The sequence below is a fragment of the Aurantiacibacter sediminis genome (genome assembly GCF_016019885.1).
Lineage (GTDB): Bacteria > Pseudomonadota > Alphaproteobacteria > Sphingomonadales > Sphingomonadaceae > Alteraurantiacibacter > Alteraurantiacibacter sediminis.
On the sequence record NZ_JAEANY010000002.1, the window covers coordinates 369,322 to 391,575 of the forward strand.

Below are 22,254 nucleotides of genomic sequence, written 5' to 3' on the forward strand. Positions count from 1 at the left end.
CCTCCTCTTCAGAGGAGGGGGCAGGGGGTGGTGGCACGCAAGGAGATGCCCTTCGAAAGCGTGCCTCCGAAATGCGCCAAAACCAGACCGAACCCGAGAAGCGCCTTTGGTCTGAATTGCGGGGGAAGCGATTGTCAGGATACAAATTTCGCCGCCAGAAAGTGATAGGCAATCGCATGTCGATTTTTTCTGTCCAGCCAAGGCGCTCATCATCGAAGTCGATGGCGATACCCATGATGCTAGCGTCGATAAGCAGCGAGATTCCGATATGAAACGGCGTTACGGGTATCGCACGGTGCGCTTTTCCAATCACGAGGTGATGACAAATATGGAAGGCGTCTTGACGCATTTGCTCGAGAAGCTCCGGCAGTGTGATGACCGCTGGCGCGGTCGCAACCACCCCCTATCCCCCTCCTTTGAAAAGGAGGGGGAAAATGCCTGACATCACCGAAGCCGAAGCCGCCAATGAGCTGATGCGGCTCGCCAAGGCCATCGCCAAGCACAACGCGCTCTACCACGCCGAGGATGCGCCCGAGATTTCGGATGCAGAGTATGATGCGCTGGTGCGGCGCAATGCGGAGTTGGAAGAGCAATTCCCGCATCTGGTGCGTGAGGATTCGCCGTCCAGGCAAGTGGGCGCAGCGGTGGCTGCATCGCCGCTGTCCAAGGTGACGCATGATGTGCGGATGCTCAGCCTCGATAATGCTTTTGACGATGCAGAAGTGGCCGATTTTGCGGCGCGGGTGCGGCGGTTTCTCTCGCTTGGCGAGGATGAGCCGGTGGCTTTCACCGCAGAGGACAAGATCGACGGGCTTTCCTGCTCGCTGCGCTATGAGAACGGCGAACTGGTGCTCGCGGCGACGCGTGGCGACGGGTCGGTGGGCGAAAATGTCACCGCCAATGTCCGTCACATCGCCGATATTCCGGAGCGGTTGGAGGGCGACTCTGCGCCTGAGCTCTTCGAAATTCGCGGAGAGGTTTACATGGCAAAGGCCGATTTTGCCGCGCTCAACGCTGCGCAGGACAAGGCGGGCGGCAAGATCTTCGCCAATCCGCGCAATGCCGCCGCCGGATCGCTGCGCCAGAAGGATGCGAGCGTCACTGCGCAGCGGCCGCTCAGATTCTGGGCGCACGGCTGGGGCGCGCATTCCGAAGTGCCGGGCGAAACGCAGGCCGAAGTGGTGCGCGCTATCGAAAGCTGGGGCGTGCCGGTCAGTCCGCTCTTCACGCGGGTGGAAAGCGTCGAGGCGATGCTCGCCCATTATCGCGAGATCGAAAAAGCGCGGGCCGATCTGCCCTATGATATCGACGGCGTCGTCTACAAGGTGGACCGGCTCGATTACCAGCAGCGGCTCGGCTTCGTGGCGAAGGCTCCGCGTTGGGCGCTGGCGCATAAATTCCCCGCTGAACAGGCGCAGACGACGCTCGAGGCGATCGATATCCAGATCGGGCGAACGGGCAAACTGACGCCCGTCGGACGCTTGAAACCAGTGACGGTAGGCGGTGTGACCGTCACCAATGTCACGCTCCACAATCGCGACGAGATCGCGCGGCTCGGCGTGCGGCCGGGGGACCGGATCGTGGTGCAGCGCGCGGGCGATGTGATCCCGCAAGTGGTCGAGAATTTGACGCGCGACGAGGATCGTCCGGCGTTCGATTTCCCCGATCACTGTCCCGAATGCGGCAGCGAAGCAGCGAGCGAGGAAGGCGAAGTCGATGTCCGCTGCACCGGCGGCCTGATCTGCCCCGCGCAGCGCACCGAGCGGCTCAAGCATTTCGTCAGCCGCGGTGCGCTCGATATCGAGGGGCTGGGCGAGAAGACCATCGACCAGTTCTTCGCGCTCGGTTGGCTGGAAAGCCCCGCCGATATTTTCCGCCTCAAGAACCGCCGGGAGGAGATCCTGGCGCTGGAGGGATGGAAGGATAAGTCTGTCGATAATCTGTTGGCTTCTGTGGAAAGCAAGCGTGAGCCTGATGCGGCCCGCCTGCTGTTCGGCCTCGGCATTCGTCATGTCGGCGCGGTGACGGCGCGCGATTTGCTCAAATATTTTCACGAGCTGCCGTTCTTGCGCGAGACTGCCGAAAAGGCGCGCGCGGGCGACGAGGAAGCGGCCATTGCACTGACCAGCATCGATGGGATCGGCTCAGCCGTGGTCGAGGCGCTGGGCGACTTCTTCCACGAAGAGCATAACGTCACCGTGTGGGAAGACATCCTCTCCGAAGTCTCGCCGCCGCGCTACGAGGTCGAAACACTCGACAGTCCCGTCGCCGGTAAGACGGTTGTGTTCACCGGCAAGCTCGAAACCATGAGCCGCGATGAAGCCAAGGCGCAGGCCGAACGCTTGGGCGCAAAGGCCAGCGGTTCAGTCAGCGCGAAGACCGACCTTCTCGTTGCCGGGCCCGGTGCGGGCAGCAAGCTCAAAAAGGCCGAGGAGCTGGGCATTGAAGTGATTGACGAGGCAGGCTGGGCGGCAATCGTGGCGGCGGCGCCGTAAGCTGCATCGCCTGCCATTTGCTAATCGTTCGGCATGATATGCACTTCGCGCACCGCTGCCGTATCCGGCTGGTTCAGCGCGAAGACCACCGCATTGGCGACATCTTCGGGCTGGATCTTACTCGGCTTGGGCTCGTCGAAGAAGGGCGTATCGACCATTCCGGGCGAAATGACGGTGCAGCGGCCCTGCCACTCGCGCATTTCCTCTGCCAGGTTTCCGGCAAAACCATGCACGAACCATTTGGTCGCTGAGTAGATCGAGCCCTTGAAATGCTCGCGGCCTGCCTTGGAGCCGGTGACGATGAAATGGCCCTTGGTTTTCTTGAGATGCGGCAGGGTGGCGTGCGCGGCGTAAAGCACGGCGAGGATGTTGATGTGGATCATGTCGTGCCATTCATCCGGATCTCCATTCTCGACGCCGGGATGTTCAACACCGGTTCCGGCATTGGCGAAAACGCCATCGAGCGCGCCGAATTTCTCGACCGTGGCGTTCACCGCGTCGGTGAGCTGGTCGCGCTTGGTGACATCGGTGGGAAGGGCAATTGCAGAGTCGCCGATCTCGGCTGCGAGATCATTCAGCTTGTCTTCCGAGCGAGCGAGCAGCGCGACGTTCCAGCCAGCATTTGCCGCAGCGCGCGCGGTGGCGGCGCCGATGCCGGTGGATGCGCCTGTGATGAGGAGGGTCTTGGCCATGGATATTCTCTTTGATTGCGAGTGAATGTTCGCTTCGAGAATGAGTGAGGGCCTGCTGTAGTTCCTACCCTGGCTTACGAACCTTGCGTTGCCGCAGGCGCAGGAATCCATTTCATCACGCCGCCTGCCATCGGGGTCCACAATCCCATCGGAATGCCTGCCTCGGCCAATTGCGCGCCGACCCAAGTATTGCAGGTCATGCCCATCGTGTATTCGCCCAGCGCCTCATAATAGGCATCTTCGGCATAGGTGCCGGTCAGGATTTCGCGCTCGCCCGCAGGTGTTTCCGGCAAATGCGATTCGATCGCGCCGATGAGGCGGGCGTATTGCTCTCGGCTAATGGTGAGCGGGCGGTGATAATCACTGGGGGCAGGGCGCACGTAATGGCTGACGCGCACGAGTGAGTCTCCGCCAACAGTGGCAATGCGCAGGGCCGTTGCCGCCTCAAGATCGCCCCATGTCGGCACGTTGAGGAAAACCTCGCGCTCACCATAGCCGATGGCGAGGTGAGTCGGCGTTCCATAGGGGGTGGGGAGCGAAGCGCTGGGAAAGGTTTCGCGCCAGTCCTTCTGATCGGTGACAACGGGTACGATGATCGAGGTGTGGGTGCCGTTCGTCTCCACCATAATGTCGACGCCGTCCGCAGGCGGGGCCCAATCTGCATTTTGTGGGATCGAGCTGCCCACCCATGCCGCGACCGGATACCCGACCACTACCATGGCCAGCATGGCGAACAGGCCCAATGCGACGCGAAGCGCGTAGCGGCCTAGGTGGAACTGTTCTGCTTTAGCCATAGGATCGACCAGTCCCCTGCCGTCAGCCGGTCATGCAACACGCATCCGGCATCGCGATAGGCCTTGGTTACATCGGCCTCCTGCGTGGTCAACAGGCCGGATAGCAGGATGTCCCCCCCCGGCACGACAGCGCCAGCAAAGTCCTGCGCCATATCGATCAGCGGTGCCGCGAGGATATTGGCGATCAGCAGGTCGAACGGCGCTGCGGATTGCAGTGCGGGATCGTCCATCCCGTCCGCCACCAGCATGGTGAGTGTGCCTTTGCCACTGCCCATCGCGATTCCATTGCCCTCCGCATTGCCGATGACGGCAGGTTCGCAGACCGGATCGATATCGGACGCAGTGGCAATGGTCTCGGGCCAGAGATGCAGCGCCCCGAAGGCGAGCAGGCCTGTCCCGGTGCCGATATCGGCGGTGCTTTGCGGGGAAAGGCCCTGCTGCTCCATCCTGTCGAGCATCACGAGGCAGCCCCATGTGGTCTCATGATGACCGGTGCCAAAGGCTTGAGCAGCGGGAATGCAGAAATTGCGAATGCCTGCCGCATCGCTCGGCGCGTGATCGGGCGTGTGGACATAGAACCGTCCGGCAGTGATCGGTTTCACCCCGCGCTGGCTTTCGGTGACCCAGTCGGTCTCGGGCAGCTCTTCTTCTTCGAGTTCGGGCTGGTTGTCCCCGAATAGCGCAAGCACCGCGCGGCGTTGCCCGGTGCCCGGTGCATCCTCCAGATAGGCATCGAGCCGCCATGTGTCGGGCTCTTCGGGATCTATCTCGAAGCCGGTCAGTACGATATTGGCATCCCAAAACGGATCCTCATCGCGCGCCTCGAGCGCGGCTTCGACACGTTCTTTGGCGGCGACGGCGGAGAGCTTCCAGCTCATGCCAACCTACCGTCATCCCCGCGAAGGCGGGGATCCAGCTTCTTACAGGAGCACCAGATCGTCATAGCGATCCTCCCAATCCGGATTATGCTCTTCGATCAAGCGAATTTTCCAATCCCTTTTCCACTTCTTCATCGCTTTCTCGCGCGCAATCGCATCTTCAATGCTTTCATAAGCTTCGGCGTGAACCAGTATCTTGCAGCCATACTTTGCCGTGAATTTGCCGCCTCTCCCTTCGCGATGTTGCGTGATCCGCTCTGCAAGGTGAGCCGTCACTCCGATATATATCGTCCCGCGATAGCGATTGGCCATGAGATACACCCAGCCTCCAGCCATGTCAGGAAGAGAGCTGGATCCCCGCCTTCGCGGGGATGACGAGTCGAGTGATCATTCGCCGACTTCGCTAGCAAGCCGCGCCTCAAGGTGTTCGAGCCGGTCGGCGGCGTAGGCAGCGCAGTCCATGCCGCTGGTGAGGTCGTCTGCCATCAGTTTCTGACGCATACCGCTCGCCGAAGGGTGCGGGGTGATCAGGATATCGCAATCGAGCGCGGCGAGGCGCGCGATGCCGTTGCGATAGGCCTGCACATATTCGGGGTGATCGGAGAAACGGTAATCGTCTGCGCTGACGGCCGAAAGACTGTCTGCATAAACTATTGTGCGGCACAGATCGCCCTCGCAGCTTTCCCACTGCCAGGTGGTCGCCCCGGGCGTGTGGCCCGGTGTGGCAAAGGACCGAAGCTGCGTGGGCCCGACAGCCATCGCGTCGCCATCATCATGCACAAAATCCACGCGCACAGGGGTGAAAGGTTCATGCATTCCGTGTTGTGGATCGGCGGGATCGGAGTTGCCTGTGCGCATCACCTCAGCCCCTGTGGCGAGCGAGACGAGCGAGGCACCGCTCATTTCTTGCAGATAGGCCATCCCGCCGACATGGTCGAAATGCTCATGGCTGTAGCCAAGCAGCAGGATGTCCTCGGGGTTCACACCGACGCGCCGGATATTGCGCTCCACGACGCGGGCACCCGCTTCGGTGCCGCTATCGAGCAACACATGGCCTTCATCATCGACGATCAGGATTGCCGCTATGCCGCAGGTGCCGACGTAATAGGTGTCTCCGAAAATGCGGAAGGGATTGGCGGGCTTGTCCCACTCGTCCCATTCCTCGCAATCCTCGGCAAAGGTGATCTGCTCGTTCCAGACCCTCTCTTGCTCCTGTGCGGCCATGGGTGTCGCAGCGCAGGCCGCGAGACATAGCGGAGCGGCAAATAGCAGCTTAGCGGACAAAGCTGGCTCCATTCGCATCGATCACAGCACCGGTCATGCTGGCGGGCGCGTCCATTGCGCAGAACACGGCGATGTCGGCGATTTCCTCAGGCTCTGCCACCCGGCCCAGCGGGATGTCGGCGAGCAGGCCTTCACCGCCGCGGCTGTCGAGATAGTCGCCTGCCATGCTGGTGTCGGTAAAGCCGGGACAGATGCAGTAGCTGAGGATATTCTCGCTCGCATAGGCGCGGGCAATGGTCTTGTGCATGGCGACCATGCCGCCCTTAGCCGCTGCATAGTGCCAATGCGCCGGCGAATCGCCGCGATAGGCTGCGCGGCTGGCGATATGGACCATGCGGCCCTTGCTGGCGCGGTCCTGCCAGTGGCGCACGGCAAAGCGGGAGAGCTGCGCGGCGCTGGTGAGGTTGATACGCATCGTATCCTCCCACCTATCCAGCCACTCGATATCGCTCGCATGCATCGGGCTCTGCTCGAACAGACCGGCATTGTTCACCAGCACATCTATCCGCCCGTCGAGCCGATCGAGCGCCTCCTGCCATAGCATCTGCGCGGCGGGTGGATCGGCGAAATCGGCAGCTATCGTGCGGTCATCCAACGCGCGCGTGGCATGGCCGATGACGTTGCAACCGCGCTCTGTCAGCTGGTCCGCAATCGCCTGCCCGATACCGCGGCTGGTGCCTGTGACTAGTATATTGGTCATAGGTGAAGGTCATAGCGGCGCGGCGTTACGGGGGAAAGCCTTAGAAAAAGCGCAGAATACGGCTGAAGGTGCGCTTGTCTCACGCGCATGATCCGCTAAGTGGGTGGCAATGTTCGTAATGACGATTGTGTTGTCCGGGGAATACCATGGCTGAGCGTCCGCTTTCACCGCACCTTTCCATTTGGAAATGGGGCCCGCACATGGCGGTCTCCATTCTCCACCGCGTGACGGGCGATGGCATGGCCCTTGTCGGCCTGTTCACGCTGCTGTGGTGGCTGGGAGCGCTGGCGAGCGGGCCGGAATATTACGCCCAGTTTGCAGACTGGATGGGATCGCCCGTCGGCTACATCATCCTGATCGGCCTCACATGGGCCTTCCTCAACCACGCATCCTCCGGCATCCGCCATTTCGTGCTGGATACAGGTGCCGGGTATGAGCTGGACACCAATCGCAATTTCTCTTGGGTTTCGATGCTGTTGCCGGTCGTGCTGACCGCCGCCATCTGGGCCTTCATCCTGCTGCGCTAGGACTGGATTATGGGTAACGGAACTTCCATCGGCCGCGTGCGCGGCCTCGGCTCGGCCCACGAAGGGCCGCATCACTGGCTGGTGCAGCGCTTCACGGCAGTCGGCAACCTCGTCACTGTGCTGTTTCTCGGCATTTCGCTCTTCATGCTGCCGAACCTCTCTTATGAGACGGTGAGCGGCTGGATCGCAGAGCCGGTGCCTGCCTTCATGGTGGCGCTGCTGATCATCACCACTTTCTGGCACGCACGGCTTGGCCTGCAGGTCCTGATAGAGGACTATGTGCACGAATCCGGCAGCAAGTTCGCCGCCCTTCTCATTCTCAACCTTTTGACTTTCGCAGGTGCAGGCTTCGGCCTGTTCTGCGTGGCGCGCCTTGCCTTTGGCGCAGGAGTAGCCTGATGGCCCGCACCGAAACTTTCGATATCAACGGACGCGCTTACCCGATTATCGATCACACCTATGATGTGGTCGTGGTGGGCGCAGGCGGTTCCGGCCTTCGCGCGACGATGGGTGCTGCCGAGGCGGGCCTGCGCACGGCGAATATCTCCAAGGTGTTTCCGACCCGCAGCCATACCGTCGCAGCACAGGGTGGCATCGCTGCATCGCTGGGCAATAACACGCCCGATCACTGGTCCTGGCACATGTATGACACCGTGAAGGGTGCAGACTGGCTGGGTGACCAGGACGCCATCGAATATCTCGCACGCGAAGCTCCGCAGGCCGTGTATGAGCTTGAGCATGCCGGCGTTCCGTTCTCGCGCAATGAAGACGGCACGATCTACCAGCGCCCCTTCGGCGGCCACATGCAAAACATGGGTGAAGGCCCGCCGGTGCAGCGTACCTGCGCCGCGGCGGACCGTACGGGGCACGCCATGCTCCACGCGCTCTATCAGCAGAGCCTGAAGTATAGCGCCGATTTCTACATCGAATATTTCGCCATTGATCTCATCATGACGGGTGAAGGCGCAGATCGCCGCTGTGTCGGCGTGATCGCCATGTGCATGGACGATGGCACGATCCACCGCTTCCGCTCGCACGGCGTCGTGCTGGCGACGGGCGGCTATGGTCGCTGCTACTTCACCGCCACTTCCGCGCACACCTGCACGGGCGATGGCGGCGGCATGGTGCTGCGCGCCGGTCTGCCGCTGCAGGACATGGAATTCGTGCAGTTCCACCCGACCGGCATCTACGGCGCGGGCGTGCTTATTACCGAAGGCGCACGCGGCGAGGGCGGTTATCTCACCAACTCCGAAGGCGAGCGTTTCATGGAACGCTATGCACCCTCGGCAAAGGATCTCGCATCGCGCGACGTCGTCTCCCGCTCCATGGCGCTGGAAATGCGCGAAGGGCGTGGGCAGGGCGAAAATGGCGATCACATCCATCTGCATCTCGACCACATCGATCCCGCCGTTCTGGCAGAGCGCCTTCCGGGCATTACCGAAAGCGGCAAGATTTTCGCAGGGGTCGACCTGACTCGCCAGCCGCTGCCGGTGACGCCGACGGTGCATTACAATATGGGCGGCATCCCCTGTAACTATCACGGCGAAGTCGTGACTATCGGGCCGGACGGCAATCCCGATCACGTGGTCCCCGGCCTGTTCGCCGTGGGGGAAGCAGCCTGTGTGTCCGTCCATGGCGCAAACCGCCTTGGCTCGAACTCGCTAATCGACCTCGTGGTGTTCGGCCGCGCGACGGGCTTCCGCCTGAAGGAACTGATCACGCCGGATCAGAGTCATGACGAGCTTCCCGCCGACAGCGCCGACATGGCACTGACGCGCCTCGATCACTTCCGCCACGCCGATGGTAGCTCCAACACCTCCGAAATCCGCAAGGAAATGCAGCAGACGATGCAGGCCCACGCCGCCGTGTTCCGCGACAGCGAGTTGATGGCTGAAGGCGTGAAGAAGCTGACCGCGACGAACAAGCGACTTGAGGACGTGAAGGTCCACGACCGCTCGCTCATCTGGAACAGCGATCTTATCGAAACGCTCGAGCTCGACAATCTGATGGCGCAGGCCTGTGTCACCATGTCGTCGGCAGAAAACCGCAAGGAAAGCCGCGGCGCCCACGCGCATGAAGACTTCCCGGACCGGAACGATGCCGAGTGGATGAAGCACACCGCAGCCTGGTTCGAAGGCTGGGGCGGCAAGGGCGGCGATGTCAAAATCGACTACCGCCCGGTCCACGAATACACGCTGACCGACGACGCGGAGTATATCGAGCCGAAGAAGCGGGTTTATTGATGGATGATTTTTCGCTTGGTCGGCTCGAGCGCGTTGAATTGCGCGACATTTGGGCGACCGAAGCGGTGGACTTCACTCCTTGGTTGGCCGGAGACGATAATCTCCGGCTGCTCGGCGATACTCTCGGCATAGATCTGGAGCTTGAGGCGCAGGAGAAAGCTGTAGGCCCATTCAGGGCTGACATCCTCTGTAAGGATTTAGGATCGGACAATTGGGTCCTTATTGAAAATCAGCTCGAACGGACTGACCATCTGCATCTCGGTCAATTGCTCACATACGCTTCAGGACTAGAGGCTGTAACGATCGTTTGGGTTGCAGCTAGATTTACCGAGGAGCACCGATCCACCCTCGATTGGCTTAACAAGATTACGAACGAGACCTTCCGCTTTTTTGGATTAGAGGTAGAGCTATGGAAAATTGGGGATTCCCCGGCAGCGCCTAAATTCAACATCGTTTCGAAACCAAACAACTGGTCTCGATCAGTCGCAAAAGCGGCGCGCGAGATAGACGATTCAGCTTTATCTGACGTAAGGCTCCTACAGGTAAATTACTGGACTGATCTGCATAGCGTGCTTGACCAACTTAGCGGGCCGGTCAGCGGTGCGAGGAAACCGCAGGCACAATCTTGGATGAACTATGCAATCGGGAGAGCCGGATTCAGTCTAGCGGCTGCCATGAAACGTTGGCGAAGCCGAGTTCAGGTTGAGCTCTATATCTCATGTACGGAGGCTAAACCCTTTTTCTATCTTTTAAGGGAGCAGCGCGAGTCAATCGAGGCCGATCTCGGGTATCAGTTGGAGTGGGAGGAGCTACCTGATGGGCAGGACAGCCGGATCTTCGTAGCCCTTGACGAAGTAGATCCAGACGAACGAGAGCATTGGCCAGTTCAACATGAATGGCTAGCTAAGAAGCTGAACGAGCTGCATTCGGTGTTTTCGAAGCGGGTCCGTGATCTCAAGTCAGGAGATTGGGTTGACCATGAAGATCGTTAGTAGGATAATTGCGCTCTTCGCCGCGCTTTCGCTCACCTTCACCACGCCAGCCATGGCGCAATTCTCGCCTGCCGAGGAGGCGATTACCGAAAGTGTGGTCGAGCATCACGAGGCCGACATCGCCCTGCTCGAGCGGATCGTGAATATCAATTCGGGCACCTATAATCTCGAAGGCGTGCGTGCGGTTGCCGATGTGCTTGCGCCGGAATTCGAGGCGCTGGGGTTCGATGTCGAATGGATCGATCAATCTGAAGCGAACAGGGCCGGGCATCTGATCGCGCGGCGGACCGGAGAGCCCGACAATCCCAATATCCTGATGATCGGCCATCTCGACACCGTGTTCGAGCCTGAGAGCCCGTTCCAGACATTTAGCCGCAATGGCGACATCGCTATCGGACCCGGGGTCACCGACAATAAGGGAGGCATCATCGTCATCCTGTCCGCGCTGCGCGCGATGGAAGCGGCGGGGACGCTGGACGCTGCCAATATCACCGTGGCGCTGACTGGCGATGAAGAGGATGCGGGCGAGCCGCTCGAAATCTCTCGCGCCGACCTTTATGCGCTGGGCGAATGGGCCGATATCGCGCTCGGCTTCGAAGGTCTCTCCGTCATCGATGGCCGGGATTATGGCGTCGTGGCGCGGCGCAGTTCGAACAGCTGGCAGCTTGAAACGACCGGCCAGTCCGGCCATTCCAGCGGCATCTTTCGCGAAAGCGTCGGCTATGGCGCGATTTACGAGATGACACGAATTCTCGATGCATTTCGGGTTCAACTGCCGGAGGAAAACCTCACCTACAATGTCGGCTTCATGGCGGGCGGCACGCCTGCGGTGATGGGGGATGACCTGCTCTCAGCCAGCACCAGCGGCAAGACCAATATTATCCCTTCCACCGCCGTAGCGCGCGGCGATATCCGCACGCTGTCGGTGGAGCAATTCGACCGCACCGTCGCCGCCATGCAGGCGATCGTCGATGATAACCTGCCGGGGACGGATGCGACGATCACTTTCGACACCGGCTATCCGGCGATGGCGCCCACAGATGGCAACCGTGCGCTTCTCGCGGAGCTCAATGAGATCAATGCCGATCTGGGGCTCGAGCCTATGGAAGAATTCCCGCCCTCGCGCCGCGGTGCTGCCGATATAAGCTTCGTCGCTCCTCTTGTGGACCAGGCGCTCGCCGCCATGGGTCCGAATGGCTCGGGCAGTCATGCCGAAGGTGAAAGCGTCGATCTGGGCAGCATTATCCGGCAGGCGCAGCGCGCGGCGATACTGATGTCGCGGCTTTCGGAAGGTCCAGGAAGACCATAATTCCTGCAGACTTTCCGACTCTGTCCATAGCTGAAATAGGGCATCTGATTGCGCAAGGACTTGCGGATTGAGGGCGAACTCCATAGTCCCGCCAAAAGAGGGCGTTTCGTGCCTGATCAAGAGGTTTATTCTGTGCGTATCATTCGAAATTCCGCCGTCGTTTCTGCTGCCGCTTTGCTGGCAGCCTGTGGCACTCCTGCTCCTGTAGGCGGCGCGCCCGGCGTTTCGGTGGCGCAGTCTACAGCCATGCCGATCCCCGAATTCGCCGACGTTGTGGTAGACGCGCAGACCCAGCTTATCCGCCCGCTGGACGTGATACAGGTCGATGTTTTCGGCGTGGCCGATCTCAGCCGAGAAGTTCAGGTCGGCTCCGACGGTACGATCGACTTCCCATTGATCGGCTCGGTCGAGGCGATGGGCCGCACGCCGCAGCAACTGTCCTTCGCGATTGAGCAGCGCCTGAGCGACAGCTTCGTCCGCGATCCCGATGTCACGTCGCGTATCATCGATCGCGCGACGACCTTGTTTACAGTGGGCGGTGAAGTGACCCGTCCGGGGCGTTTCCCGATCGAGGGACCGATCACCTTGATGGAAGCGGTTGCGATCGGCGGCGGCGTCGATGAATTCGCTGATGAGGAAGAAGTGCTGATTTTCCGCACCGTGGGCGATGAGCGTTATATCGGTGTCTACAACCTGGAAGGCATCCAACGCGGCAATTATGCCGATCCGCTGGTTTATCCGAGCGATATCGTGATGGTCGGCGATTCGCCGGGTCTGCGCCGACTGCAGCGCATCCTGGAAGTGACTGCCGCTGTCACATCTCCGCTGATTCTGGTCGAGCGCGTCTTGCGCTAAAATTTACGTGAGCGGTGACACGCAGAAGCAGGGAAGCTAATTTTCCTGTGCTTACTCTGCGCGCCGAGCGTCGACAATAACCACGGGCTCGGCCAGCATCTGCCCCTGCATCCAGCCTTCACCGGCTTCCGGATCGACGGGGCGGGCGTGGATCGCCTCGACCACGTCCATGCCGTTCACGACATAACCGAACACCGCATAGCCGTTGCGCCAGACCGGGTTCTCCGCATCGGGATCGGCATCGAGGCCAGACTGATCGCCCAGCATGATCGAAAAATCGCCATTCGCCGTGCCGGGCTCACCCATCGCCATGCTCAGCGCGCCGCGCGTGTGGGAAAGCCCGGTTTCGTTCGTTGGTTCATGCTCTATGCCCGGCAGGACGCGATCCGGATCCCACTGCGTGCCGCCCTGGATCAGGCCGTTGGGCTGCTCACCCCAGTCGAGTGACATGGCGCGGTAGAAAACCGTTCCATCGAGACGATCTTCATCGACATAACGCAGGAAATTGGCCGCCGTGATCGGGGCGCGCTCGATCTCCAGCGCGATCGTGATGTCGCCGAGGGTGGTTTCGAGCACTACCTCGGTTGTCGCGAATTCCGCTTCTGCTTCCGCATCCTGCGCGGAAACGGGAAGAGACAGTGCAGATGCGGTAACAAGAGCGGCCAACGAGAATTGCTTGAACATGCAAACAGTTGAGCCGGAGATCACGCCGAAGTCCAGCCTTAAGCGCGCAATCCGCCAGCCGCGGCGGAAAACCCACTCATCACCAACGCAGCAGACGCGGTCCGGAAAACCAGCCGATCGCCGCCATGGCGAATATCGGCAGGCAGTAGAAGACCGCCATGTAGCCCATGCCGATTTCCGGACAGAAAGGCGCGTAAGCCGTCATGGCGACTGCGCCGCCAAACAGGCCCGCGACAAGCCCCGCTCGGTTCAGATGTGTAGGCGCAAGCGTGCGCATGGCGAGTATGGCTCCGGCAAAAGCGATAGGGCTCATCACAGCCATGGCAGTAAGGCAGTTTGCCCAGGTTTCTCCGGCAACCAGCAGCCCTGATATAGCCATTTCGAAAATCAGCAGAGCTGCGACTGGAATGAATGGCAGGGCGAGCGCAGCCACAGCCCAGCGCGACCGCCGGCCCGGTTTGCCGAGGATCCACAAGGCCGGAACGCACAGCAGCAAGAGCGCGATGGAAAAGCCCCATTTCACCAACATTGGTCCCCAGCCGTAGAGATCGACGCTGAGGAAAGGTTCGCTGAAGACCAGCGCGACGCCCATCCCGCACAGCGCCATGATGGCGATCACCGGCAGGGCGAATGGCACGACGGGACTGCCCACAGGGCGCGCAGGATCTTGTGCCAATTGATCGATCAGGGATTGGGTGTCAGTCATTTTCGCGTTCTTCTACAATATCTTTCAGGCGGTTCATGCCGCGATGGACACGCAGTTTCATGGCCGATGTGCCGATACCGATGCGCTCTGCCGCCTCCTTGTTCGTCATCCCCTCGATATGGGTCATACGGATGGCCTCCGCCTGCGCCTCGGGCAATTCATCAAGCAATGATGCCACGTCGACATCGGCAAAATTGTCCGCGTCCACGGCCATGTCCGCTTCATCATCCAGCACCATCTTGCTGCGTCCGCGTTTGCGCCAGTGATCCACCAGCTTGTAATTCGCGATCGCATACATCCAGGGCCCCACCGGCCGACCGGGGTCGAGCGTATGGCGCTTTTGGTGCAAGGCGATCAGGCATTCCTGCAAAACATCTTCCAGTTCACTGTCACTACCGATCTTGCGCGCGAGCATCGCACGAACGCGGCCAGACGCTTCGGCAAGAAATTGCCGATAAGCACCCTGATCGCCTCCACGCGCCGCCTGCATCAGGCTGTCGAGCGCATCGGCAGTATTGAGCTTCTGGCCTGCATTTCGTTGCATCGTGGGAAACGGTTACATGAAAATTGAAGAAATTCGATAGAAAGACATCGTTGCTTGCACAGATGCTTGCGCGTGAGCCGCAGGATGGTTGCATTCACTCGGCATTCAGATTACAAGTGTAATCGATAGCGATAACAGATGTCGCCAAGGGAGAGTGACGTGACGTCCAAGAGTGATTCCAATTCCGGAGTGGAGCGCATCAGCGATGCTGAACACGCGGTGATGGAAGTGCTTTGGAGCGACAGCCCACTGTCCGCGGCCGATGTCTGCGATGTGGTTTGCAAGGAACGCGGCTGGTCGATCCCGACAGTCAAAACGCTGCTGTCACGCTTGGTTACGAAGGGCGCGCTGGACACCACGCCCGACGGTCGCCGCTATCTCTACACCCCTTTGATCGAACGCTCTGCCTATGTCGGCACGGAGAGCAAACGTCTTGTCGAACGCCTGTTCGGCGGCCGCGCTGCGCCGCTGTTTGCGCATCTTGCGGAAAGTGAAGCTTTGAGCGCGGATGACATCGCCGAAATCGAACGCCTGCTTCAGGAAATGAAAAAATGAGCTTGCTTGGGGGAGCTGCCATGTCGGACTGGATGGTCGATACATTTATCTACACTGCGCTGCTGATCGGCTTCGTGCTGCTGATCCGCCGTCCGGTGATGCGGCAGTTTGGCCCGCAAGTGGCCTATGCGCTTTGGGCATTGCCACTTCTCCGCTTTCTTATGCCGCCGATCGTACTTCCCGCCTGGATGGCGCCTGCTCCGGAGCCTGTGGCTGCTGCTGAGCCGGCTGCCACCGGTTCTGGGAATATCATGTTCATTCTGCCGGAAGGCGCGACAGATCATGCTGTTGAGACCCTCTCCGCGGATGCCTCGGTAGCGCCGATCGAGACCAGCGGCTTTGCCGGCACGGATCTGCTGCTGCCGATCTGGATCATCGGCGCAGTGATCTTCCTCGGCTGGCGTATCCGGGAATATCGACGCATGCGGCGTGACTTGCTGGCAGACGCGCGTCCGATGGGCGAATCGGGCGATATCCGTCTTGTGGAAACGCCCGCTGTCTCGGCCCCCGTTGCCTTCGGTGTGCGCGACAAGGTGGTTGCACTGCCCGTCGATTTTATGACGCTGCTCGATGTGAATGCTCGCGACATGGCGATTGCCCATGAGCTGGAGCACCATCGCGGCCACGATCTTCTCGCCAATATTGCGGCCCAGCCGCTATTGGCCTTGCACTGGTTCAATCCGCTCGCCTGGTGGGGCTGGCGAGCGATGCGCAGGGATCAGGAGGTAGCGTGCGACGCGCGCGTTGTCGCCGGCCGCGCGCAGTCGGAAAGAGCTGCCTATGCCGAAGTGATTGCGGGCTTTGCCGCCGGTGAACACCTCGCTCTGGCCGCTCCCATGGCCTGTCCCGTGTTGGGTGAGAAGAGCATCGTCCACCGTTTAAGGAGCCTCACCATGTCCGACATTTCCAGCAGCCGTCGCAAAATCGGCATTGCTGCGATCACTACAACCGCGCTGGCGCTGCCACTCACGGCCTCTATCAGCTACGCCGCGCCTGACGAGAACCCGCAGGACCGTGAAACCATCGAGACGATTGATCCCGACATCGATCAGCAGACCTACTCGGAGGAGGACACAGTCGTCTGGGTGGATGAGGATCAGGATCTCGAAGTCGAGGTAGATGAGGACGGTCAGCGTCATGTCATCGTGCGACGCATCACCGAACCTGATGGCGAGGAGCGTATCGTGCGCCGGGTCATCCGCGTTGGCGAAGGCCAGGAATGGGATGAGGAAGAGCTCGCCGAAGTCATGGCCGAAGTCGAAGCCGAAATGGCTGAACTGGACGTGGAGCTCGCCGAACTCGACGTAGAGATTGCCGAACATGTCGAAATGGCCATGGCCTATGCTGCCGAAGCGCGCGAAATGGCTGGCGGCGTGGTCATCGTGCGCGAAGGCAATGGTCGCAGTTTCAATTTGAGCTGCGACGGCAGTGAACCGGTGGTCGAGCGCGAACTTGGCGATGGGCGCACGGCAATCATGATCTGCAGGTCGCAGGTCCGCGCCATTGCGTTTGAAGGCCTCGAAGAAGCGATCGATGAAATCGCCAATAATCCCGATATCCCGGCCGAAATGCGCACCCGCATCATGCGTCAGCTCGAATCCGCGATTGCCCGTATGCGGGAGCAACAGGCCTCACTGGCTCCGTCGGCGCGGCCAATCGCCAAGCCTATGCGTGCAGTAGCCTACCCAGCGCCCCGCGCCAGCAATGGTGTCAGCGCTGCGGCTGCAACGGTCCGTCCCATTTCAATGGTCAGCCCAATTACGGGTGAGGCTCTCATCGCCCCGCATGATGAGGACTGCGAGCATCCGGCTACGGCTTAAGGCTAGCCAAAGCTTGAGGGCAGTACCCCAATTCTGCCCATACGAAAGGGGCGCGTGTTCTAGTCCACCACGCGCCCCTTTTTGTATCTCTAAGGTATCTCGAACGCCATTAATTCGGCGAGAAATAGCGATTGTCACAGGCGATGTCATCGCCGGTGCGAATGCCGAGTTCGAGCGCTTCCATACGCTGCTGGCTGGTGCCGTGGGTGAAGCTTTCTTGGCTCACCCGACCACCGGTCAGGCGATCGTCACCAATCGCAGCTGCGGCTTGCATGCCTTCCTCGAAATCACCGGACTCGATCAGATTGCGATTGCGACCGGCCCAAACGCCAGCGTAGCAGTCGGCATGCAACTCCAGCAGCACGCTCAGCTGGTTCGCACGGCTCGGATTGGCCTGCTGCGCGCTGCGGATCTGGCCGGACAGGCCCATCACCGTCTGCAAATGGTGCGCATATTCGTGGGCGACCACATACAATCGCGCGAAATCCCCGCCATTGCCGGACATGCGAGCAAGCTGATCGTAAAAGCCAACATCGATGTATATGGTTTCGTCAGCCGGGCAGTAAAAGGGGCCCATGCCGACATTCCCCGTTCCGCAGCCGGTGCGGAATTGTTGTGCGGTCGCGAATTCGAGGCGTGGCTGGCGAAACTGGTCGCCATATCCCTGTTCGTCGAAGACGTTTTCCCATGTCTCGTTGAGAGACGTAAGGGCAGAGCAAGTCTCGTTGGCGTATTGGTTGGAAGAGCAAATGGCCTGTTCGTCATCGCTTGCGGTGACCTCTTGTCCGCCTCCGCTACCGCCCATCTGGCCAATCATCTGCGCCGGGTCGGCTCCGAAGACGAATACACCGATCAGCACGACGATGATGCCGCCGCAGCCGAGCGACTTGCCCCCAAGGCCGCCGCCGGTGGTACCGACGTTGATCTTACCTACGTCGAACGGATTGAGCCTCATACTTCCCTCTTTTCCCACCATGCTGAAATTATTGTTTGGACGCGCGGTAGCACAGCATTAGGACACGTCACGAATTCAAACTTCTGGAGACCCAAATGTTCCTAAAAGGCAAGCGTGCACTCGTCACCGGTTCCACTTCGGGCATCGGCCTCGCCATCGCTCGCGAGCTATCGGCTGAAGGGGCGGAAGTGACGCTGAATGGCTTTGGCGATGCAGACGAGATTGCGAAGCTGTGTGACGAATTGGGTGCGACGCATTCAGGCGCGAACCTGCTGAAATCCGACGAGATCGAAACGATGATGGCTGAGGCAGGGCCGCTCGATATCCTCGTCAACAATGCCGGGATGCAGCACGTATCGCCGGTGGAAGACTTCCCGGTCGATCGTTTCGAGATGATAATCGCGCTCAACCTCACAGCTGTGTTCCACACCACGCGGCTCGCAGTGCCGGGCATGAAGGAAAATGGCTGGGGCCGCATCATCAACACAGCCAGCGCGCACTCCAAGACGGCGAGCCCGTTCAAGAGCGCCTACAACGCCAGCAAGCATGGCGTGGACGGCTTTACGAAAACCATCGCGCTCGAACTCGCCCAGACCGGTGTCACCGCCAATTGCATCAGCCCCGGCTATGTCTGGACTCCGCTGATCGAGGGACAGATTCCAGACACGATGAAGGCGCGCGGCCTCACTGAAGAGGAAGTCATCAATGACGTTCTTCTCGCCAAGCAGCCGACCAAGAAGTTCGTCCAGGTCGATGAAGTGGGCGCGCTCGCCGCGTTCCTTTGCCGCGAGGAAATGGGCAATGTCACCGGCGCAAACTGGAGCATCGACGGCGGTTGGACGGCGGAGTAGCTTTAATCGCACCGTCATCCCAGCGAAAGCTGGGATCTCTCCGCATCAACCCGAGGCGAATACATGGGCGGTTGGGTCTATATCATGACCAACAAGCGCGATGGTGTGCTCTACATCGGCGTGACAGCAGACCTTGCAGCTAGAGTCTACCAACACAAAACAGGGCAAGGCTCTGCATTCTGTCGCCGATATGGGCTGGATCGACTCGTCCACGTTGAAGCCCATTCTGATATCTCAGAAGCGATCCAAAGAGAGAAAGCCATGAAGGCCTGGAAACGGGCGTGGAAAATCGAGTTGATCGAGACGATCAATCCTGATTGGGACGATCTTTCCGGGCAGCATTTGTAATCCACAGATCCCAGCTTTCGCTGGGATGACGGGAGCGGACGAAAGCGCCGCAACGCTTTATCTCTCACCAAACACTCTTGGCGAATCACCCCCTTTTGTGACAGAGGGCCGGATGGCTCACACAACTGACATTCGTACCGGTCTCACTTTCGACGATGTGCTCCTCCAGCCCGCCGAAAGCGACATCCTGCCGTCGCAGGCTTCCACCAAAACCCAGCTGACCAAAGGCATTGCGCTCAACATCCCCGTGCTCAGCGCGGCGATGGATACGGTGACGGAGGCCGAGATGGCCATCGTAATGGCGCAGATGGGCGGCATGGGTGTGCTGCACCGCAATCTCACCATTGAAGAACAATGCGCGGCTGTGCGTCGGGTGAAGCGCTTTGAAAGCGGCATGGTGGTGAACCCGATCACGATCACGCCCGATGCGACGCTGGGCGATGCACAGGCGCTGATGGACCAGCACAATATCTCCGGCATTCCAGTGACCGCGCCCGATGGCAAGCTGGTCGGCATCCTCACCAATCGCGATGTGCGCTTTGCCGACAATCCGCGCCAGCCGGTGAAGGAACTGATGACGAGCGAAAATCTCGCTACCGTGTCCGAAGGGGTCAGCAGCGCCGAAGCGCAGCGGATCCTGCACCAGCGCCGGATCGAGAAGCTGCTGGTCGTCGACAGCGATAATCGCTGTGTCGGCCTGATCACGGTAAAGGACATCGAAAAAGCTGTCCTCAACCCCGATGCGACCAAGGATGCGGGCGGCCGCCTGCGCGTTGCTGCCGCATCGACAGTGGGAGACAAGGGCTTTGAGCGGACCGAGGCGCTGGTCGAGGCTGAATGCGATGTCATCATCATCGATACCGCGCACGGTCATAACAAGGCGGTGGGCGAGGCGGTAAAGCGCGCCAAGGCTCTGTCCGACACGGTGCAGATCGTGGCAGGCAACGTCGCCACGGCAGATGCGACCAAGGCTCTGGTCGATGCAGGCGCCGATGCAGTGAAAGTAGGGATCGGTCCGGGCTCAATCTGCACGACGCGCATTGTTGCCGGTGTCGGCGTGCCGCAGCTGACCGCAATCATGGATGCAGCCAGTGCGGCTGGCGATGTTCCGATTATTGCCGATGGCGGCCTGCGCACCTCCGGCGATGCGGCAAAGGCGCTGGCGGCCGGTGCATCCTCCGTCATGGCCGGATCCCTGCTGGCTGGCACCGAAGAGGCTCCCGGCGAGACATTCCTCTATCAGGGGCGCGCCTATAAGGCCTATCGCGGCATGGGCAGTGTCGGCGCGATGGCGCGCGGCTCGGCAGACCGCTATTTCCAGCAGGACATCAAGGATTCGATGAAGCTGGTGCCCGAAGGGATTGAGGGGCAAGTGCCGTTCAAAGGTCCGGCGCGCGATATCGTCCACCAGCTGGTCGGCGGCGTAAAGGCAGCCATGGGCTACACCGGCAGCGCAACGATCAAGGACCTGCAAGAGCGCGGCCAGTTCATCCGCATCACCAATGCCGGCCTCAGCGAGAGCCACGTGCATGATGTCGCGATCACCCGCGAAGCTCCGAATTACCCGACGCGCTAGGAGCTGACCATGATCGAAGTCATACCCATGATGCTATTCATCCTTGGATGGCATCCTGATCAGCCTGGCCAGATTGACCTGCAGCGCCCTGAAATCATTTTTCTCTCGCTGGAAGAGTGTGAGGCCGAAGGTGCCCGCATGGCCGCCCGGATGACGGAAGCTGCGCGGGGGCAAAGCGATGTGCGCTATGAGCATCGGTGCATGGCGCTTCCGCAAGAAGAAGAATTCGAAACCGCTTTCGAGCAACTCGACCGAAGCGGGCGATGACCCCCGCAGCACGCATTCAGGCGTCGATCGAGGTTCTTGACCGCATCATCGAAGCAGCGCGCCATCAGGGGCCGCCAGCAGACCGGCTTATCGCGCAATGGTTCAAGGATCATCGCTTCGCCGGATCGAAGGACAAGCGCGCCATTCGCGAGCATGTCTACGACGCCATTCGCGCTTGCGGCCCCGTGCCGCAGAGCGGACGGGCTGCCATGCTGGGCCTGGCTGAAGACAATGCGGAGCTGAAGGCGCTTTTCGATGGCTCGAACTATGGCCCCGCCGCGATCCAGCCAGACGAAACCGTGGCGGACGATGGCATTGCGCCCGATTGGCTCGAGGATCGGCTGATCGCATCCGGCGTTTCGCAGGAAGAAGCCGAAAGCCTGCTCACCCGCGCACCGCTCGATACGCGTATTAACAGGCTCAAGGTCGATGGAGCATTAGGCGATTTGCCGGAGGCGGGAGGGCCGATCGAGGGCCTCGATGCGCTGCGCTTTCCCATGGGTACGCGGGTCGAAGACTGGGACGCTTACGCACTGGGCCTTATCGAAGTGCAGGACGCGGGCAGTCAGACTGCGTGCCTTGCCGTCGGCGCTGCTCCGGGCGACACCGTAGTGGATTTGTGTGCCGGGGGAGGTGGCAAGACGCTCGCTCTCGCCGCAGCGATGCAAAATTCCGGGACGCTGATCGCCGCCGATACGGACAAGCGTCGCCTCAGCCAGCTGGCTCCACGTGCAGAGCGGGCGGGGGCTGCGATTGCCGAGACAATCTTGCTCGATCCGGGCAAGGAGGGCGAGGCTCTCAGCGCTTGGAAAGGCAAGGCAGACCACGTGCTGATCGATGCGCCATGCTCGGGCACAGGCACGTGGCGCCGCAATCCCGAAGCGCGCTGGCGGCTGACGCCCGATAGTCTGGATCGCCTAACCCAATTGCAGGCGCGCCTGCTGCGGCTGGGCGCGTCTCTGGTCAAACCGGGCGGACATCTCACCTACGTCACCTGTTCGCTGCTCGATGAAGAAGGCAAGGCGCAGATCGCGCAGTTCCTCGACAGCGAAACAGGCTGGAATGCCGCCACGCCGGAGCTTCCCTTCGGCAGGCCACACGGGCACGGTATCCGGCTCGTGCCGCACCATGACGGGACGGACGGATTTTTCATCGCACGTATAGGTAAAGCGTGTTAGC

General features: G+C 60.6%; 24 protein-coding genes and 1 pseudogene. 15 read left to right on the top strand and 10 right to left on the bottom strand.

Translation table 11 applies throughout. The features are described from left to right. Positions 1-71 precede the first annotated feature (71 nt). Together I5L03_RS07325 and ligA are read left to right on the top strand one after the other, a co-directional pair. A pseudogene (locus I5L03_RS07325) lies at positions 72-442 on the top strand (endonuclease domain-containing protein). Beyond that, positions 435-2,495 (top strand): NAD-dependent DNA ligase LigA, encoded by a 2,061-nt coding sequence (gene ligA / locus I5L03_RS07330; protein WP_197921086.1) that lies wholly within the window; start codon positions 435-437, stop codon positions 2,493-2,495. Before I5L03_RS07325 ends, ligA begins: the two are co-directional and overlap by 8 nt. Before the next feature lie 20 nt (positions 2,496-2,515). Here the strand turns inward: ligA and I5L03_RS07335 are convergent, their stop codons facing one another. The 6 genes from I5L03_RS07335 to I5L03_RS07360 form a co-directional block, all read right to left on the bottom strand. Then, positions 2,516-3,187 carry an SDR family oxidoreductase gene (locus I5L03_RS07335; RefSeq protein ID WP_197921087.1) on the bottom strand — a complete coding sequence of 224 codons (672 nt, stop codon included), beginning with the start codon at positions 3,185-3,187 and terminating at the stop codon, positions 2,516-2,518. 74 nt (positions 3,188-3,261) lie between these two features. After that, positions 3,262-3,981 carry a DUF2459 domain-containing protein gene (locus I5L03_RS07340; protein WP_234035134.1) on the bottom strand — a complete coding sequence of 240 codons (720 nt, stop codon included), beginning with the start codon at positions 3,979-3,981 and terminating at the stop codon, positions 3,262-3,264. Further along, a complete protein-coding gene (locus tag I5L03_RS07345; protein WP_197921088.1) occupies positions 3,954-4,859 on the bottom strand; it encodes a 50S ribosomal protein L11 methyltransferase in 906 nt (301 codons plus the stop codon). The genes I5L03_RS07340 and I5L03_RS07345 overlap by 28 nt, the downstream gene beginning before the upstream one ends. 42 nt (positions 4,860-4,901) lie before the next feature. Beyond that, positions 4,902-5,195, bottom strand: coding sequence for a GIY-YIG nuclease family protein (locus I5L03_RS07350; protein WP_197921089.1), 294 nt, complete (start codon positions 5,193-5,195; stop codon positions 4,902-4,904). Between the two features lie 51 nt (positions 5,196-5,246). After that, entirely contained in the window at positions 5,247-6,143 is an 897-nt protein-coding gene (gene bla, locus I5L03_RS07355) for a subclass B3 metallo-beta-lactamase (protein WP_197921090.1), read from the bottom strand. Then, positions 6,133-6,843, bottom strand: coding sequence for an SDR family NAD(P)-dependent oxidoreductase (locus I5L03_RS07360; protein ID WP_197921091.1), 711 nt, complete (start codon positions 6,841-6,843; stop codon positions 6,133-6,135). Before I5L03_RS07360 ends, bla begins: the two co-directional genes overlap by 11 nt. A 146-nt stretch (positions 6,844-6,989) precedes the next feature. Between I5L03_RS07360 and sdhC the strand changes: the two genes are divergently transcribed. The 6 genes from sdhC to I5L03_RS07390 all read left to right on the top strand — a co-directional run bounded on the left by sdhC (position 6,990) and on the right by I5L03_RS07390 (position 12,769). Next, the gene (gene sdhC, locus I5L03_RS07365) at positions 6,990-7,370 is read left to right on the top strand and encodes a succinate dehydrogenase, cytochrome b556 subunit (RefSeq protein ID WP_197921092.1); all 381 of its coding nucleotides are present in this window, start codon (positions 6,990-6,992) and stop codon (positions 7,368-7,370) included. A gap of 9 nt (positions 7,371-7,379) precedes the next feature. Then, positions 7,380-7,769, top strand: coding sequence for a succinate dehydrogenase, hydrophobic membrane anchor protein (gene sdhD / locus I5L03_RS07370; protein ID WP_197921093.1), 390 nt, complete (start codon positions 7,380-7,382; stop codon positions 7,767-7,769). Then, positions 7,769-9,613, top strand: coding sequence for a succinate dehydrogenase flavoprotein subunit (sdhA, locus tag I5L03_RS07375; protein ID WP_197921095.1), 1,845 nt, complete (start codon positions 7,769-7,771; stop codon positions 9,611-9,613). Before sdhD ends, sdhA begins: the two co-directional genes overlap by 1 nt. After that, the gene (locus tag I5L03_RS07380) at positions 9,613-10,605 is read left to right on the top strand and encodes a DUF4268 domain-containing protein (RefSeq protein WP_197921096.1); all 993 of its coding nucleotides are present in this window, start codon (positions 9,613-9,615) and stop codon (positions 10,603-10,605) included. The genes sdhA and I5L03_RS07380 overlap by 1 nt, the downstream gene beginning before the upstream one ends. Further along, the gene (locus tag I5L03_RS07385) at positions 10,592-11,914 is read left to right on the top strand and encodes a M20/M25/M40 family metallo-hydrolase (RefSeq protein ID WP_197921098.1); all 1,323 of its coding nucleotides are present in this window, start codon (positions 10,592-10,594) and stop codon (positions 11,912-11,914) included. Before I5L03_RS07380 ends, I5L03_RS07385 begins: the two co-directional genes overlap by 14 nt. Positions 11,915-12,046: 132 nt before the next feature. Beyond that, positions 12,047-12,769, top strand: a complete 723-nt coding sequence (locus I5L03_RS07390) for a polysaccharide biosynthesis/export family protein (protein WP_197921099.1) — start codon at positions 12,047-12,049, stop codon at positions 12,767-12,769. Positions 12,770-12,820: 51 nt separating this feature from the next. On the opposite strand, the gene I5L03_RS07395 is transcribed toward I5L03_RS07390, so the two are convergent. The 3 genes from I5L03_RS07395 to I5L03_RS07405 form a co-directional block, all read right to left on the bottom strand. Further along, positions 12,821-13,453: a peptidylprolyl isomerase gene (locus tag I5L03_RS07395; RefSeq protein WP_197921101.1), complete on the bottom strand. Its 633-nt coding sequence runs from the start codon at positions 13,451-13,453 to the stop codon at positions 12,821-12,823. 79 nt (positions 13,454-13,532) lie between these two features. Next, positions 13,533-14,159 carry an NrsF family protein gene (locus I5L03_RS07400; protein WP_197921103.1) on the bottom strand — a complete coding sequence of 209 codons (627 nt, stop codon included), beginning with the start codon at positions 14,157-14,159 and terminating at the stop codon, positions 13,533-13,535. Then, the gene (locus tag I5L03_RS07405; protein WP_197921105.1) at positions 14,152-14,703 is read right to left on the bottom strand and encodes a sigma-70 family RNA polymerase sigma factor; all 552 of its coding nucleotides are present in this window, start codon (positions 14,701-14,703) and stop codon (positions 14,152-14,154) included. Before I5L03_RS07405 ends, I5L03_RS07400 begins: the two co-directional genes overlap by 8 nt. 159 nt (positions 14,704-14,862) lie before the next feature. Between I5L03_RS07405 and I5L03_RS07410 the strand changes: the two genes are divergently transcribed. Further along, entirely contained in the window at positions 14,863-15,258 is a 396-nt protein-coding gene (locus I5L03_RS07410) for a BlaI/MecI/CopY family transcriptional regulator (RefSeq protein ID WP_407647607.1), read from the top strand. After that, positions 15,255-17,078 carry a M56 family metallopeptidase gene (locus I5L03_RS07415; RefSeq protein WP_197921108.1) on the top strand — a complete coding sequence of 608 codons (1,824 nt, stop codon included), beginning with the start codon at positions 15,255-15,257 and terminating at the stop codon, positions 17,076-17,078. The genes I5L03_RS07410 and I5L03_RS07415 overlap by 4 nt, the downstream gene beginning before the upstream one ends. A 109-nt stretch (positions 17,079-17,187) precedes the next feature. On the opposite strand, the gene ypfJ is transcribed toward I5L03_RS07415, so the two are convergent. After that, positions 17,188-18,033 (bottom strand): KPN_02809 family neutral zinc metallopeptidase, encoded by an 846-nt coding sequence (ypfJ, locus tag I5L03_RS07420; RefSeq protein ID WP_197921110.1) that lies wholly within the window; start codon positions 18,031-18,033, stop codon positions 17,188-17,190. Between the two features lie 95 nt (positions 18,034-18,128). Between ypfJ and I5L03_RS07425 the strand changes: the two genes are divergently transcribed. The 5 genes from I5L03_RS07425 (at position 18,129) to I5L03_RS07445 (ending at position 22,253) form a co-directional block, all read left to right on the top strand. After that, positions 18,129-18,884: a 3-hydroxybutyrate dehydrogenase gene (locus tag I5L03_RS07425; RefSeq protein ID WP_197921112.1), complete on the top strand. Its 756-nt coding sequence runs from the start codon at positions 18,129-18,131 to the stop codon at positions 18,882-18,884. Between the two features lie 63 nt (positions 18,885-18,947). After that, the gene (locus I5L03_RS07430) at positions 18,948-19,232 is read left to right on the top strand and encodes a GIY-YIG nuclease family protein (protein ID WP_197921113.1); all 285 of its coding nucleotides are present in this window, start codon (positions 18,948-18,950) and stop codon (positions 19,230-19,232) included. A gap of 112 nt (positions 19,233-19,344) precedes the next feature. Further along, positions 19,345-20,808, top strand: coding sequence for an IMP dehydrogenase (guaB, locus tag I5L03_RS07435; protein WP_197921114.1), 1,464 nt, complete (start codon positions 19,345-19,347; stop codon positions 20,806-20,808). A 9-nt stretch (positions 20,809-20,817) separates the two neighbouring features. Beyond that, a complete protein-coding gene (locus I5L03_RS07440) occupies positions 20,818-21,075 on the top strand; it encodes a hypothetical protein (RefSeq protein ID WP_197921115.1) in 258 nt (85 codons plus the stop codon). Continuing rightward, positions 21,072-22,253 (top strand): RsmB/NOP family class I SAM-dependent RNA methyltransferase, encoded by a 1,182-nt coding sequence (locus I5L03_RS07445; protein ID WP_197921116.1) that lies wholly within the window; start codon positions 21,072-21,074, stop codon positions 22,251-22,253. The genes I5L03_RS07440 and I5L03_RS07445 overlap by 4 nt, the downstream gene beginning before the upstream one ends. Position 22,254: the final 1 nt, after the last annotated feature.